General features: G+C 44.6%; 12 protein-coding genes. 8 read left to right on the forward strand and 4 right to left on the reverse strand.

The window, feature by feature from the left end; all coding sequences use genetic code 11:
• Window positions 1–55 precede the first annotated feature (55 nt).
• Window positions 56–3,514 carry a PAS-domain containing protein gene (locus EAG18_RS05980; RefSeq protein ID WP_125251480.1) on the forward strand — a complete coding sequence of 1,153 codons (3,459 nt, stop codon included), beginning with the start codon at window positions 56–58 and terminating at the stop codon, window positions 3,512–3,514.
• Here EAG18_RS05980 and EAG18_RS05985 read toward each other — a convergent pair whose 3' ends face one another.
• The gene (locus EAG18_RS05985) at window positions 3,515–4,180 is read right to left on the reverse strand and encodes a response regulator transcription factor (protein WP_125251481.1); all 666 of its coding nucleotides are present in this window, start codon (window positions 4,178–4,180) and stop codon (window positions 3,515–3,517) included. It lies immediately after the preceding gene.
• A gap of 97 nt (window positions 4,181–4,277) precedes the next feature.
• Complete coding sequence (locus tag EAG18_RS05990) at window positions 4,278–6,560, reverse strand: TonB-dependent receptor (protein WP_125251482.1); 2,283 nt, start codon at window positions 6,558–6,560, stop codon at window positions 4,278–4,280.
• Between the two features lie 248 nt (window positions 6,561–6,808).
• Here EAG18_RS05990 and EAG18_RS05995 point away from each other — a divergent pair, with 248 nt between their 5' ends.
• From EAG18_RS05995 to EAG18_RS06005, 3 genes are read left to right on the forward strand one after another with little or no spacing between them, the layout of a single operon-like run.
• Entirely contained in the window at window positions 6,809–8,113 is a 1,305-nt protein-coding gene (locus EAG18_RS05995; protein ID WP_125251483.1) for an SLC13 family permease, read from the forward strand.
• A gap of 15 nt (window positions 8,114–8,128) precedes the next feature.
• The gene (locus EAG18_RS06000; protein ID WP_125251484.1) at window positions 8,129–9,307 is read left to right on the forward strand and encodes a homoserine O-acetyltransferase; all 1,179 of its coding nucleotides are present in this window, start codon (window positions 8,129–8,131) and stop codon (window positions 9,305–9,307) included.
• A 13-nt stretch (window positions 9,308–9,320) separates the two neighbouring features.
• Window positions 9,321–10,076, forward strand: a complete 756-nt coding sequence (locus EAG18_RS06005) for a 3-hydroxybutyrate dehydrogenase (protein WP_125251485.1) — start codon at window positions 9,321–9,323, stop codon at window positions 10,074–10,076.
• Between the two features lie 151 nt (window positions 10,077–10,227).
• Here EAG18_RS06005 and EAG18_RS06010 read toward each other — a convergent pair whose 3' ends face one another.
• Window positions 10,228–10,875 carry a DUF2959 domain-containing protein gene (locus EAG18_RS06010; protein WP_125251486.1) on the reverse strand — a complete coding sequence of 216 codons (648 nt, stop codon included), beginning with the start codon at window positions 10,873–10,875 and terminating at the stop codon, window positions 10,228–10,230.
• A 154-nt stretch (window positions 10,876–11,029) separates the two neighbouring features.
• Here EAG18_RS06010 and EAG18_RS06015 point away from each other — a divergent pair, with 154 nt between their 5' ends.
• The 3 genes from EAG18_RS06015 (at window position 11,030) to dtd (ending at window position 13,421) form a co-directional block, all read left to right on the forward strand.
• Window positions 11,030–11,911 (forward strand): virulence factor BrkB family protein, encoded by an 882-nt coding sequence (locus EAG18_RS06015; RefSeq protein ID WP_125251557.1) that lies wholly within the window; start codon window positions 11,030–11,032, stop codon window positions 11,909–11,911.
• Between the two features lie 109 nt (window positions 11,912–12,020).
• Window positions 12,021–12,965 carry an alpha/beta fold hydrolase gene (locus tag EAG18_RS06020; RefSeq protein WP_125251487.1) on the forward strand — a complete coding sequence of 315 codons (945 nt, stop codon included), beginning with the start codon at window positions 12,021–12,023 and terminating at the stop codon, window positions 12,963–12,965.
• A gap of 15 nt (window positions 12,966–12,980) precedes the next feature.
• A complete protein-coding gene (dtd, locus tag EAG18_RS06025; protein WP_125251488.1) occupies window positions 12,981–13,421 on the forward strand; it encodes a D-aminoacyl-tRNA deacylase in 441 nt (146 codons plus the stop codon).
• A gap of 92 nt (window positions 13,422–13,513) precedes the next feature.
• Here the strand turns inward: dtd and EAG18_RS06030 are convergent, their stop codons facing one another.
• On the reverse strand, window positions 13,514–14,203 hold the full coding sequence (locus EAG18_RS06030) for an SAM-dependent methyltransferase (RefSeq protein ID WP_125251489.1): 690 nt from the start codon (window positions 14,201–14,203) through the stop codon (window positions 13,514–13,516).
• 169 nt (window positions 14,204–14,372) lie between these two features.
• Between EAG18_RS06030 and EAG18_RS06035 the strand changes: the two genes are divergently transcribed.
• Window positions 14,373–15,272 (forward strand): bifunctional GNAT family N-acetyltransferase/hotdog fold thioesterase, encoded by a 900-nt coding sequence (locus EAG18_RS06035; RefSeq protein ID WP_125251490.1) that lies wholly within the window; start codon window positions 14,373–14,375, stop codon window positions 15,270–15,272.
• Window positions 15,273–15,317: the final 45 nt, after the last annotated feature.

Consider the following 15,317-nt stretch of genomic DNA (forward strand, 5'->3'; position numbering starts at 1 on the left):
TCTTTTTACGATACAGCCGTTATGCTAGAAAAAATAATAAAAAATCATCACAGTTATGTTTTCTATCGGGCTTATCAGTCTTCTTGCACTGCTGTATTTAGCGCTTTTATTTACCATTGCATGGGGCGCGGATAGGGCAAGTACTAAATTTCGCTCTTATCATGCCAAGCAAGTCACCTATGCCTTGTCACTTGGGGTATATTGCACCTCTTGGGCGTTTTTTGGCACTACCGCGCAAGCTGCAAATAATGGTTGGTGGCTAGCGCCAACTTATGTTGGCACGATTTTACTGTTTATATTTGGTTGGCAAGTCTACACTCGCATTGCTGAAATCTGTCGCCAGCAGCAACTGACCTCTATGGCGGACTTTATTGCCACGCGTTACGGTAATTCCTCTAGTCTGTCAGGGTTAATTTCTCTGATCTCTGTTATTGCAGTCGTCCCCTATATTGCCCTTCAGCTTAATGCCACCAGCGCCAGTATAGGTATGCTAACAAGCGAAACCCAGCTGGTGAGTACCGCATTTTGGCAAGATAGTACTTTTTACATTACGTTACTGTTAGCTCTATTTGCCATTTTGTTTGGCACACGTAGGCTGAGACCCAGTGAGCATAACCCAGGGTTGATGACTGCAATCGCCTTTGAGTCATTAATTAAGTTGCTGGCGTTTATGGCCGTTGGTGTCTACGTCTGTTTTGTGCTCTTTGAATCGCCAGCTCACTTATTTAACCAGGTGGAGCAGCAGGGAATTACCAAGCAAATTGAGGCAACTGCCAGCCCAACCTATGTTTATTTAGTCCATGTTCTCTTGGGTGTATTGGCAACGCTTTGTTTGCCACGACAATTCCATACCTCTTTTATTGAATATGACGAGCAAAACCAATTTAAAACTGCACGCTGGCTATTTCCCGTTTATTTGCTGCTGATTAATTTATTTATTTTGCCAATCGCTTACGCCGGATTGGTGTATTTTAATGGTCAAGATGTTGGTTACGATACGTTTGTGCTTGCCTTACCGCTGGGATCTGATGCACCTTTGGTTGCTTTAACTGCCTTTCTGGGAGGATTCTCTGCGGCGACGAGCATGGTAATAGTCTCAGCCATCGTGCTATCGATTATGATCACCAATGATTTTATCAATCAATTTTTGTTGCGCCGCTCGCAGTTAAATTCACACCATCGTGGTTTATCTAAGTTTAATCTGCTCAATGCTAGACGGGTGGTCATTGTTGGCATTTTATTGTTGAGTTATGCCAGTCATCGTGTGCTTGCTGAGGGTAATACGTTGGCTAATATGGGACTCATGTCATTTGCCTTGGTTGCGCAGTTTGCGCCCGCGATGGTGATTGGTTTGTGGTGGCGAGGAGCTTCGTGCTTAGGCGCGCAATTAGGTATTGTGACAGGTTTTGCTATTTGGTTTTACACCCTGTTGTTACCGAGCTTGATCAGTGGCCTTAACTTCGAAAGTCACTGGTTGAGCGCGGGGCCTATGGGTATCACATGGTTAGCACCGTTAGACTTTTTGAGTCTGGGGTTAGACAGTACGAGTCAGTCTGTGCTGATCTCGTTAAGTGCAAATTTGTTGGTTTATTTTCTGGTGCCATTTATTTCATCAGCACGTCTTGCTGAGCGCTTACAAAGCAATAAATTTGTTATGCCATCCAAATCTGCACAGTCTGCAAATACAGTGTTGAGTTACCACGACTTGGCAACATTACTGCAGCGCTTTAGCGAGCAAGCGCGAGCACAGCAGCTTGTAGAGCTTCATTTCCCTAAAGAGCTCGGAAACTGGAAACTACCAGCACCTTTGCAAGTTGAAAATATCATTGAGCGGGAGATGTCGACCCTCGTTGGTGGGGCATCTGCGAAACTGATTTTAGATGTCGCCAAAGATGAAAAGCGTCAGCCTTTAGAGCAAGTTGCAGAGTTTGTCGATGAAGCGTCACAGGTATTACGTTTTAATCGTGACTTGCTACAGTCGACCATAGAAAATGTCAGTCAGGGAATTAGTGTAGTAGATAGCCAACTGCAACTGGTCGCTTGGAACCAGCGCTATGCAGAAATGTTTAACTATCCGGACAATGCACTGTTTATTGGTCGCCCTGTGGCTGAGCTTATTCGTTACAATGCACAGCGCGGACTATTTGGTGATGCTGATGTCGAGCAGCAAGTACAGAAGCGTTTATCACATTTACGACGAGGCAATGCATATCGTTACCGCCGCGAGCACCACGATGGTCGCGTGTTTGAAATACAAGGTAACCCGCTTCCGGGTGGCGGGTTTGTAACAACCTACACTGACATCACGGAGTTTGTGAAACAGCAGTCCCTACTAGAACAAGTTAATACAAACCTAGAAGAAACGGTCGCAGCAAGAACCAAAGAGTTGATAGACGCCAACCATGCTTTATCTACTGCGAAACGCCAAGCTGAGCAGGCAACGGAGAGTAAGACCCGTTTTTTCGCAGCAGCAAGCCATGACCTGTTACAGCCATTTAACGCAGCGAGCCTGTTTTGTTCATTGATGAGTGAAAAAGCCCATGGGACTGAACTAGCTGAGCTTTCGCAAAGCATCAAAAGTTCATTGGCAAGTGCTGAAGAGCTGTTGTCGAGCATTCTTGAACTCACAAAGTTAGAAGCCGGTGCGTTTAAGGTTAATCGCTCGCGCTTTGTGTTATCGACACTGTTGGAGCCATTAGAAAATGAATATGGGGCGATAGCGAAAGACAAAGGACTCGCGTTTACTGTGCGGGTTTGTGATGCCATGCTCTACACCGATAAAGCACTCCTAAAAAGGGTGTTGGGAAACTTACTGAGTAACGCGATTCGTTACACTGAGTCTGGTACGATAAGGCTTATCGCTGAATGTCAGGGTGAGAGTGTTTCAATCATTGTTGAAGACACTGGCGTGGGCATTGCAAAGCAAGATCAGGACGCCATATTTCAAGAGTTTAAACAGCTGCATAGTAAAGAGCTAGCGCAGGGATTAGGACTTGGACTTGCGATCAGTAAACGGATATGTGAAGTGTTGGAAATACCCATCACCCTTGGCTCACAACTTAATAAAGGCACGCAATTTACCTTAACACTGCCAAGCTTTGGAATGCAGACGGATCAAAAGAGCGAAGTAATTGCTGACAAACCCAGTGGTGATGCGCAATTATCGGGTTTGTCTATTTGGCTACTCGATAATGATGCCAACGCACTTGATGCACTATCACAAGTATTGCGAAGTTGGGGGTGTAAGGTGGTCGTAGCGCGAGATGAAGCAGCGCTTAGTGCACTGCAAGCAACGAGTCGGGCTGATATGTTGATCGCGGATTATCAGCTTGATCATGGTGTCACCGGACTTGAGGTAATTACGGCGCTTGCGCTGGACAATATGCCAATCATTATCAACACAGCTAACCACGACGAGGCTATTCGCGAGCAAGTAAGTGATGCCGGGATCCCATTACTTTATAAACCGCTTAAAATACCGGCCCTAAAGCGCATGATTAAACGACTAATTTAGTTAAGCACTCGCTTCATCGTCGAGGTGTACATCCGTAGCCAGCTGATTAAAGAGGATCCCAGCTTGGGTGCGGTTATACACATTGAGCTTTTTTAAAATTGCTGAAACATGTTGTTTGATGGTGGTCTCTTGAATCGACATTGCATATGCAATCTGCTTATTCAAAAGGCCGTCGGCAATCATCGTTAACACGCGATATTGCTGCGGTGTTAGCTTTTCTAAATTACGTGCAAATTGCGCTTGTTCGCTTTCACTTTCTGGCGCGATATCCACGATTTCAGGCAACCAAGTTTCTCCTTCAATAACGAGCTTGATAGCATCACTAATCACTTCTAGTGAGGAAGACTTGGGAATATAAGCGCTTGCCCCGAGGGCAACACATTGACTAATAATGGCTGCTGATTCGTTGGCTGAAACCATGATCACTAGTATGTCTGGATACTGATTTCTTAACCGGGCAAGACCTTCGAGGCCTTTCGCACCAGGAATAGACAAGTCCAAAAATACTAGCTCTGTCTCAGGATGCGCGAGCAACATCTCGAATAAGCTGTCTAAGGTACTGGCTTCTTTAATGGGGTCATGACCAATCGCTTGTGCAGCAGCGTGTTTAAGTGCGCTGCGAAATAGTGGGTGGTCATCAGCGATGATTGCTTGCACCTGAGACATCCTTAACTAACTCCAAGTATCCGTTGTTATAGGGTATTTCCAAAACTACATCAAGCGATTGAGATAGCGAGACTCTCTTGCAGCCTCGCTTTCGGTGCTAAAAACGATAACCTACGGTAAGCGAAACGGTTCTTGGGTCGCCAAAGTAGCCTATCAAAGTATTATCACCACCAAGTCCTGGCGTGTATTTACTCACATTACTCGGATCGCTTGGATCTGGTGTCACGAACTGATAGCCTCCTATCATATATTCTTCATCGGTCAGGTTTTTCCCATGAAGACCAACACGCCAATTGCCATCTGTGCTATACCAATTAATACTCAGATTGACTAAACCATAGCTATCCTGCGTCAGTAGGCTATCTTCCTCAAATAAGACATAATCACCACGATGGTAGTAGCTGGCATTGAATACCCAATCGCCAATATCGCTGTAGAGTTTATAGGTCGCCCCAAGGTTAAAAGTTAAATCAGGGGTGTTAGAAATACTAAAGCGGTCTGATTTATCAAATGTCGCACCCGTGTCTGGGTTAGTATCGAGTACCTCTTCAAAGTCGCTGTCGATATATCCTATCGCGGCGTCAAAACTCAGCGCCTCTGTGGCGACATAGCTCAGCTCGGCTTCAATACCATTTGCTGTAGACTTACCGATGTTGCCAAGTCGTTGGTTTAGATCGGCAGAAGTTGCACCGGGCAATACGGAAATATATTGGCGGTCTTTGTGATCTAATGTGAATAGCGTGATATTGGCTCTTAGATTGTCGTTCCATTCGCTTTTCATACCGATTTCGAATGAATCTACGATTTCAGGGTCTGCAGCAGGCTCTGCGGTGCTAGCTCTGGGGTTGAAGGTGCCGGATTTAAATCCTTGAGCATAGCTGGCAAAGAACATGATATCGCGGTTGTATTGATATTCCACTCCCGCTCTTGGCGTAAACCGTGACCAATCTTCTTCATCATCAAGCACTGACGGTACGAGCTCACCGGCAGGGCGTGTATAACCTGGGATCCAATTTGATTCGGGATACACGACATCAAAGACCAAACCATTGCTTACTTGCGCTTCTTTGCTGTCTTTAGTGTAACGAGCGCCTAATGTGAGCGACCACTGCTCTGCTAAATCAATGGTGCCTTGAATATACGCAGCTTTACTATTTGAGTTATTACAACCACTCACTTCTCGCGTAAGACCGGGAGCGCCCAAGCTTTGTCCTAATACCTCCAAAATTGCTTGGAATTGGCCGCATGACTCACCATCGTAATAGTATAGACCTGAGACAAATTTATAGCCGTTACCTGCATGGCTTAGCTGTATCTCATGGGTGGTTTGTTCATCATCATAAATGGCGGGTACATCAAAGATCCGCAATGGCGTATTATCAAAGTCGATATTGGTCGGGGAGTAACTATCTCGGCTAGCACCGATGTATTTTATTGTGGTAGCGTCAGAAAGATCCCAGCGAGCGGTCAAACTATATCCCTCAAGCTCGACTTTATTCCACGTTGGCATACTGGTGTAAGAATCAAATACGCTGTCAGGCACGGGGGCGTCAGTCAGTAAGCTCGGCAACAAGCGATAACCCCCTTTAGAGTTGGAGTCATCGTCGGTTTTATCCCATGCTAAACGGAAGAACAAATCATCGCTTGGACGATATTCCAAGGTTAACCGCGCAGCTTGAATTTCTTTATTGTAGTTTTCCTTGTCTTGGCCGGGCAGCGTTGAAACCTTGAACTCACCAAAGCCATCTCGATTCAAAGTTGCAAAGCCATAACCTAGGTAGAGTGTATCTTCCACGAGCGGCAGTTGACCTGTGATCTTAAGATCGCGTTGATTATAACTACCAACAGTCCCTTCCACGTTAAAAGTCGCATCGCCAGACATTTCCTTAGTGACATATTTTATAGCGCCACCAATAGTGTTTTTGCCATATAGCGTTCCTTGCGGTCCACGTAGTACTTCAATCTGTTGTACATCAAGGAGGTCTAGTACAGCCCCTTGCGGCCTTGCTAAGTAAATGTCATCGACGTAAATACCGACACCAGGTTCATAACCCCATAATGGATCTTGTTGCCCAACACCACGAATAAAGGCTGTGAGGGTAGAGTTAGTGCCACGGCTGGCTTGAAGTGTGGTATTAGGTGAAAACTGCTGGACTTCAGAGAGTACCGAAATGCCATTTTCGAGTAGATCGGTTTCACCGATAGAAGTCACTGCCACCGGAACGGTTTGAAGGTTTTCTACCGTCTTTCGTGCCGTGACCTCGATGCGCTCTAACTTGCCTTGTGATTGTATTGCTTGTTCTGCTGCCGCTGGGCTGACTTGAGTTGCCAGTGTAATAGCCAACGCGATAGCTGAATATCTAGGTTGGTAAATGTTCATCCAGTGATCCCTTTATTATTGTCATTTGGGGCTTGTTGTCACACCAAAGCATAGGGGAGTTGTAAAGTTTTTCTATTAGTACCTTAGTACTAATACCTTGATACGCTAGGATTAACACGGGGTGTAGGGCTTCTATAACCTTAGTACTATGGTTTTTATTGCGCCTGCACGCCACACTGATATTCATCAACAGTATGCCCAACACATCAATTTATAACGGGCATTAATAACAATAAAAGGAAGCCCTTATGCTCAGTATGCTTGGACTGGCAGGAGGACTTGGCCTACTTATTTGGCTAACTCTTCGTGGTGTAAATTTGTTTATTGCAGCTCCACTATGCGCATTATTGGTCGCACTAACCAGTGGCGTTGCTTTATTTCCTTCAGATGTGGTGCAAAGTAGCTTTATTACACTGTATATGGACGGCTTTGCAGGTTTTTTGAGCGCTTGGTTTTTTATGTTCTTGCTTGGTTCTTTATTTGGTAAGTTTATGGAAGACAGCGGTGCCGCTGATAGTGTAGCGCGTTATATTGTTAATAAACTCGGTATGAAACATGCTGTGTTAGCGGTAGTGATTGCCTGTGCGGTATTAACGTATGGCGGTGTAAGTGTTTTTATTGTGGCTTTCTCTGTCTACCCCATGGCGCTCAGCTTATTTAAAGATGCCAATTTACCAAGGCGCTTTATTCCCGCAACTCTGGCTTTCGGCTCTGTCACCTTTACCATGACTTCAGCAGGCTCTCCTGAAATTCAAAACTGGATCCCAATAAAGTATTTAGGTACTTCGCCTTATGCGGCTTGGGAAGTCAGTTTAGTGGTTGCCATATTTATGGCTATTACTGGCTATTGGTGGTTGAAAAAGATGATAACCAAAGCGGTGGCAAATGGTGAGCACTTTGAAGCGAGAGATGACGACCCTGAAATTCATGACCGCCATTATCCCCACCCAATCACAGGTGTATTACCTCTGATTGTGGTGTTGATTTTGTCTTTTACCCTTCATGATGCGCTGCAGCAAAGTGCACTTATTGTAGCCTTGTTAGGTGGTGTACTCAGTATTGTCGCGATCAACTTTAAGCATTTTCACAACATGGGGAATGCCATTAACTTAGGCACCACAGGAGCGCTAGTTGCTATCGGTAATACCAGTGCTGTAGTGGGGTTTGGTGCGGTCGCAAAAAACACTGAGGCATTTCAATTAGCGGTTGAAATGATGACACACATGCCGGGTAATGAGCTGCTTGGCGCCGCTGTGGCGGTGAGTGTGATAGCCGGTTTAACCGGGTCGGCATCTGGTGGGCAAGCCATTGCATTACCTCTAGTGGCACCGCACTACATCGATGCAGGTGTCAATCCAGAGCAATTACACCGCGTTGTCGCTATCAGCTCAGGTGCTTTGGATACCTTACCGCACAATGGTTATGTGGTTACAACCATTCGTGCTATCTGTAAAGAAACACATCAACGAGCCTATTGGTCTATGGCAGCGTTGACTGCGGTCGTGCCGCTGGTGGGGGTTGCCCTCGCATTAACCCTATTTATCTTATTTTAATGGAGTGATACAGCAATGAAGCGGATTTTCCTGTTACTTTTGTTCGTTGCCAGCCATATTGTCTATGGCGGTGAAACAAACAAACCTATGCTAGTTGAAAAGCAAGTTTTTACACTCGCGCATTTCACCACAGAGTCTGGAGCTAGCATTCCTGACGTTAAGGTCGGTTGGGAAAGCTATGGCAAACTAAATGCTGACAAAAGCAATGCAATTTTGATCACGCATTTCTTTTCTGGCACCTCTCACGCTGCGGGTAAGTATCGAGAGTCTGACGTATTAGCAGGTTACTGGGATGCCATTATCGGCCCTGGGAAAGCGATAGATACGAACAAGTACTTTGTGATAAGTTCAGATACTTTGGTCAACGCAAACTGGCATAATAAAGATGTGATCACAACGGGTCCTGCCTCCATTAACCCAAAGACAGGTAAACCTTACGGCTTGGATTTTCCTGTGGTGACCATAGGTGATTTTGTTGAAGTGCAGAAGCAACTATTGGATAGCTTAGGTATCGATAAACTACATGCGGTGATGGGCGCGTCTATGGGATCTTTCCAAGCGTTAGAGTGGTCGGTGCGCTACCCCGAAAAAGTGTCACGTTTAATTCATGTGATTGGCGCGGCAAAGATGGATGCTTGGACCGTTGCGGCGTTAGAGAAATGGGCTTTACCCATCCGCCTTGATCCAAATTGGCAGGGCGGGGACTATTACGACGGGGAAAGGCCACTTGCTGGATTGACGGCCACGATGCTTAATATCACTCAAGACGCGATGCACCCCGCTATTTATAACGCCAGTTTTCCAGACTTTATTGTGCTTGATCCCAAAGCAAAACAAGATATTCGTCAGCTTCCTAAACTCAGCCAAACGCTAGCAACGCGCGCACGAGCAAGGGCCGAAACGCAAGATGCGAATTCTATCTTGTATTTAGTCCGCGCCTCGCAACTATACACCGCAGGTATGCAAGGTAATTTTGATAGCGCTATTGATAAAATCACAGCAAAGGTTTTATTGATGCCTGCAAGCAATGACTTGTTATTAAGGCCTGAGCCCATTCGTAAATTAGCACAGACCCTTAAAGCCAAGAATAAAGACGTGCAAATTACAGAGATAGAAGGCGTTTGGGGGCATTTAGACGGTATTTTTTCAATTCAATCACAGGCTGACACTATTGCTCAGTTCTTAGCAAAATAATCAAGGAGTGACGATGAAGACGGCGTTGATCACAGGGGCTGCAAGTGGCATTGGTCGCTATATCGCGATGGCCTTGAGCAAACAAGGTTACAGTTTATTGCTTGTAGATTTGAACTTAGCGCAAGCACAGACGGTGGCTGAGTCTATCGTCAGTGACGGAGGAAATGCACAAGCGTTTGCGCTCAATATCGCTAATAAGCAAGACATCGCTGACTTTGTCCGTCAGCACGATAACATTGATGTGCTTATCAATAACGCAGGTGTGCAACATGTTGAAGCACTGGAGCATTATCCAGAAGATAAATGGCAACTACTGCAAGACGTGATGCTAACAGGGCCTGCCATGCTGTGTAAGGCGGTATTGCCACATATGCGCAAAGGCGGCTTTGGTCGTATTGTTAATATCGGTTCTATCCACGCTCTAGTCGCTTCTAAATATAAGTCAGCTTACGTTGCTGCAAAACATGGATTGATCGGGTTTGGTAAAGTATTGGCACTGGAAACCGCAGACAGCGATATCACCGTGAATACCATTTGCCCCGCTTATGTAAAAACTCCCTTGGTAGAGCAGCAAATTACCGCGCAAGCGAAACAGCATGGTATCAGCGAAGATGAAGTGATAAATAATATCATGTTGGCGCCAATGCCGAAAAAGGCCTTTATCGGGTTGGACGAAATTGCCCATGCAGTCAATTTTTTACTCGCAAATGAATCACGTAACATTACTGGGCAAGCCGTTGTGCTAGACGGCGGCTGGACAGTGCAGTAATAGTGTTACCGCTGCAGCCACGTGCAGCGGCAGAAATATTGCAAAAACCACTCAAACAGAGTTGCCTAAAAGTAAGTTAACGTAATCTTCTTGTTGAAGTTAAGCCAACTGTAATTCAACAATAGTTCAGAGAGCCAAGCACTTTGCAGTATCAGGTTCTACGCGCATTCATCTCAGCAATAAACTTGTTAGAATCTTCAATTGAGCGATTCATATCTGCAATTAAGGCGCTTATATCACGCTTTAGTCCTGTAAACTCACCTTTAATAGCACTTACCGCTTGTGCATTTAGGTTATGTTTAAGATACAGCACATTGTCTTGTAGTGAGTCGAGTACGGGCTGCATTTTTGCTTCACTACTGCGCATAGAGCGAAGTAAGCGTTCAAATTGGCGTTGTGTTTGACTTAATTGCTTAGCACTCTCGCGTTTTAGGTTTGCACTCGAATATTGCTCAAGTTCATCTTGCCACTCGTCAAATAGTGCGTTTGCCACATCTTCGACTTTGTCTATATTCGCACTTACAGCACTGGCAGCAGCAAGACTTGCTTGATAGTCATCATTGAGTAAATTATAGGCTTCTTGTAATTCCTTACCATCAAAATTGATTAGAGTCGTTAACCTATCTAATGCCGATTGGAACTCCTTTTGCGATTCTTGTTGAGAATCTTTGGTTTCTTCTACTCGATCAACGAGTATCTCTCGCTTGTGTACACCAAATTTTTCCATGGTGGCGTAATAAGCGCTTTGGCAGCCAGTTACTAACAAAAGTAACGCTACACTCAAGGTCAGTTTCTTCATTCGTACTCCCAGACTATCAAGGGTGATTAATCAGTAAGTGGTCAACGACCGTCATTTTATTACGATTTACCGCTATAAATTATGGGGGGGATTGTTATGATGTGTAAAGTGATCCATGAATATTAACTTGATTATGAAGCAAACAATCACCGAAATGAAAGCTGTTGCTTTACGGTTTTCTCGTGCTCAACCACGCTGGTGGCAGCGCTATGCTAAGCGTTGTGTGGAAGATCAAATAACGGTCAACGCTGGTTATTTAGCATATGTGACGCTACTTTCATTGGTGCCACTTGTTGCCGTTGGCGTTGCAATATTTTCTGCTTTTCCCGGTTTCGAAGAGACCAGAGTAGCAATTGAACACTTTATTTTTAATAACTTTGTGCCTACCTCGACTGATACTATCAAAGAGCATATTAGCGCGTTTACAGGTAATGCAAATCAGATGACAGCCATAGGTGTAAGCTTTCTTGCGGTTATTGCTTTGTTACTTATCCGCAATGTAGATACAACGCTCAATCGAATATGGCGGATTGAAAAAAAACGCCCCCTGATGATTTCATTTGCTATTTACTGGATGGTATTAACACTTGGCCCCGTGCTACTGGGGGCAAGTATTGGGATGACGTCCTATATTGTTTCTTTGGTCTCGTTTGCAGATCAAGGGATCCCGGGTTTTAGTGGTGCAATTATTAAAATGTTGCCCTACTTAATTTCCATGGTTGGTTTCATCATGCTCTATACTTTAGTACCAAACACAAGTGTGTCATTTAAAGCGGCGGTACCGGGAGCGTTATTTGCTGCGCTGTTATTTGAGCTTACCAAAAAAGGTTTTGCACTTTATATCAGCCACTTTCCGTCTTACGAAGTAATCTACGGGGCGCTCGCGACAGTACCTATTTTATTTGTATGGGTTTATTTGTCATGGATAGTCGTGCTCTTGGGTGCTGAGTTTACTGTTTGTTTAACTCAAGATATGGAAGCGGCAGGAGTGGATACTCGCTCCGAGTTTGACCCACCAGATGCGCAAGGGTTGTAGTGCCGTAAAATATAAGTGACACAATAAGGGGAATGGCTAAGTTTCTTGCCTCAACAAAGCCACTTAGTTATCCATAGATCAGGCTTACTGGTACGAAGTAAGGGGGATCATGAGCTTATTGTATCAGCATAGCAACGCTTTGCGTCGCTTCCACTTAGCTGTTGGTCATGGTCATCAACTCGACATTGAAGAGTATGGTGACCCTGCAGGCATTCCTATCATCGTACTCCATGGGGGACCTGGGCAAGGTCATTCCACAGCGGTACTGGGTTACTTTAACCCCAAAAAGTATCGCGTTATTTTGTTCAGTCAGCGGGGGTGTGGCAACTCAACGCCAAGTGATATTCGCCACATTAATACTGTCGCCTTATTGAATGACATAACTGCAATAAAAATACACTTAGGGTTGTCAAAGGTGATACTTGCAGGAGAGTCTTTTGGTGCAATGTTGGCACTACTTTACGCTCAGCAGTATCAGGATCAGATTGCTGGAATGGTATTGTGGTCAAGTTTTTTGGGAACAGAGGAAGACTTACATTGGTTGTATGGTAGACACGGTGCACCTGCTCAAATGTATCCTGAACAATATCATAAATTTGCACAAAACCTAGAGACGTTAACGTCCATCCTGAATTGTTATCATCAAGCACTTTTTGGCGAGGATGAGCTGCGTAAAAGAACCATGGCAACACGTTGGTGCGAATGGGATAACTTAATTGCTATGGATGGCGATATTGAAAAAATAAGACTATGTAAAGGGGACAAACAGCTCATCAAGGCGCAGCAAATGGTGCACTTTTTTAGTCGCAACTGCTTTATGCAGCCCCAGCAAATACTCTCTCATGGGGAAAGTATCCGTCATTTACCCATCTGGTTTATTCATGGCCGTCATGATTTAATGTGCCGATATGCGCCGGTTTATCAGCTGGCGCAAAAAGTTAACGCACAGTTGTTTATTGTCGACGGTGTAGCGCATTGTGGAGCAACCTCTGCGTATGCAGAAGCTATCCGACGTGCAGCGGATCTATTACTGTGCAAAATCCAGCATCATTAAAAATAGAGGTAGAGTGTGCAAGGACTAATTCAACGAGTTACAGAAGCAAAAGTCGAAGTTGAGAAGGAAGTAGTAGGGCAGATAGGTCAAGGCATAGTGTTACTGTTAGGGGTTGAAAAAGCAGACACGGAACAAACGGCAGATAAGCTACTCCATAAGGTAATCAACTATCGTATTTTTACAGACAGTAATGACAAAATGAATTTGAGTCTAAAAGATATTGAAGGCGAGTTATTGGTTGTGTCGCAATTTACTCTAGCAGCTGATACCAAAAAAGGCATGAGGCCGAGCTTTTCGAGTGCGGGGACACCTGAACAAGCAAATACCTTGTATCAATACTTTGTGGCGCAGGCTAAAGTAGCTGGGCTTAAAGTTGCCACAGGACAATTTGCGGCAGATATGAAAGTTAGCTTGGTAAACGATGGCCCCGTCACATTTAATTTCGCGATTACGTAAACAAATTGCTTTTGATTGAGTGCTTTTTACAATGGAACGCCGGTATAGTAACGCCGCTGAAGCAGCAATAATGTACAGATAAAAGCTCGAGCCTAGCGCTTTACATCGATGATGATATTTGCGTAATCCGGTACCCTCTCGATATAAGGCTTTTTACCGAAATTAGTGATAAGTAAATGCTGAAGTTGCTTTAATTGCGATTCATGGTCGGTTAAAAAGTTGATATATAGCCTCCCGCCTTCATTTATAGCTGCTCGTAATAAGCGGTAAAATTGATGCTGAAACAAGAAAAGAGGAGGCTCTAACTCGCTGAATAAATCTAATACTATCCAATCATAACGCTTGCCCTGCTGTAGTGCTTTGAACACATCAATACAGTTAACATCACACAAGGGATCGCCGCCAAAATAACGCTTATAACAATGGATGACATCAGGGTTGTTATCAATGGTAGTGATATGGCAACTTGGATACGTGGCCTTCAGATAGTCACGGATAGCGCCTGCGCCAAGTCCTAATTCTAATACGCTTGTCGGTGGTGTTGCTAATTGCCAGCGGCTAGCAAATGTTTTTAAGTGGGGAAATAGCAAGTGTTCCGGGTGGTTTAGCTCCACAACGGATTGTAAGGTGTTGTTTATTAGCAGCCATCGCAACGACTTGTCTTGGCGAACCTGAATGCTGTTTCGGCCTTGTTTGTGCCAATATAGCAAGTGCCCTAGCTGGTGGCTATGAACCACAAAATCGTTACTAATAGTGCCTGAATGAGTAATAAATTCTCCCATGATAACATCAGCATAGACGAGGATTTTGTGAATGCCAGCTTGTTCATTAGTTTTTACACTAAAGACTAAGTGTTTTAGCGCATTTTATTCCCTACACTGAGGTTATCTTGTAGGGTGTATTCAACCTAAGAATAATAGCGATAAGGCTAATAAAAAACAGGAGTCAGTGATGTTTGAGGTAACTTCACCGCAAAGTAGCGAAGATTGGCAAGCTTACTATCAATTACGTTGGCAAGTACTTAGAGCGCCATGGGATCAACCTAGAGGTAGCGAACAGGATGACTTAGAGCAAGAAGCAGAGCATCGCTATATAAAAAACAACGAAGGTGAAGTGCTGGGGGTTGCTAGGCTCCACTTCAATAATCATCAGCAAGCTCAAGTGCGATATATGGCTGTGGCTGAAGGGCATAGAGGCCATCATTTAGGTAGTCGTTTACTGCACGAGTTAGAGATCATCGCTTGGACTCAAAAAGCGCAAGAGTTAGTTTTATTTGCGCGTGAGCGAGCCCTATCATTTTACCAGCGCCACGGCTACGAAGTAGTCGAGAAAGCGCATTTAGCCTACGGTGATGTTCAGCATTGGAAAATGGTTAAACAGCGGCCAACTGAACCTGGTTGGTTTAGACAACCAGACTGGACACATGTACTGCAAAATACATGGCGTGAGTCTATCCCCATCAGTGACGCCATGGGTATTAAAGTAGAAAGCTATACTGACTGGCAGTTTTCTACCAAGGCAGACTTAAAAGCGAACTTAAACTTACACAACTCAATGTTTGCAGGTTCCATTTACAGTATGGCGACGTTAACGGGTTGGGGAGCAACATACTTAGCGCTCAAAGAGCTTGGGCTTGAAGGTGATATAGTGTTGGCGGATGCTAACATCAAGTACTTAAAGCCGCTAACAACAGCGCCTGCGGCGACAGTAACCATTGCAGACTGTGAAGGTGACCTACAAGCTTTGGTAAGTGATGCAAAGGCTAAGTATGTCGTGCCAGTAAATGTTTATGATGGAGATGTTCTAGTTGCCAAGTTTGAAGGGCAGTTTGTGGTGATAAAGCCACAATAAATAGCGCTGAAGTTAAAGCTCTGGTGATGCGCCAGAGCTTTTAAA

This window comes from Pseudoalteromonas sp. J010, from assembly GCF_003934235.1.
GTDB classification, from domain to species: Bacteria; Pseudomonadota; Gammaproteobacteria; order Enterobacterales; family Alteromonadaceae; genus Pseudoalteromonas; species Pseudoalteromonas peptidolytica.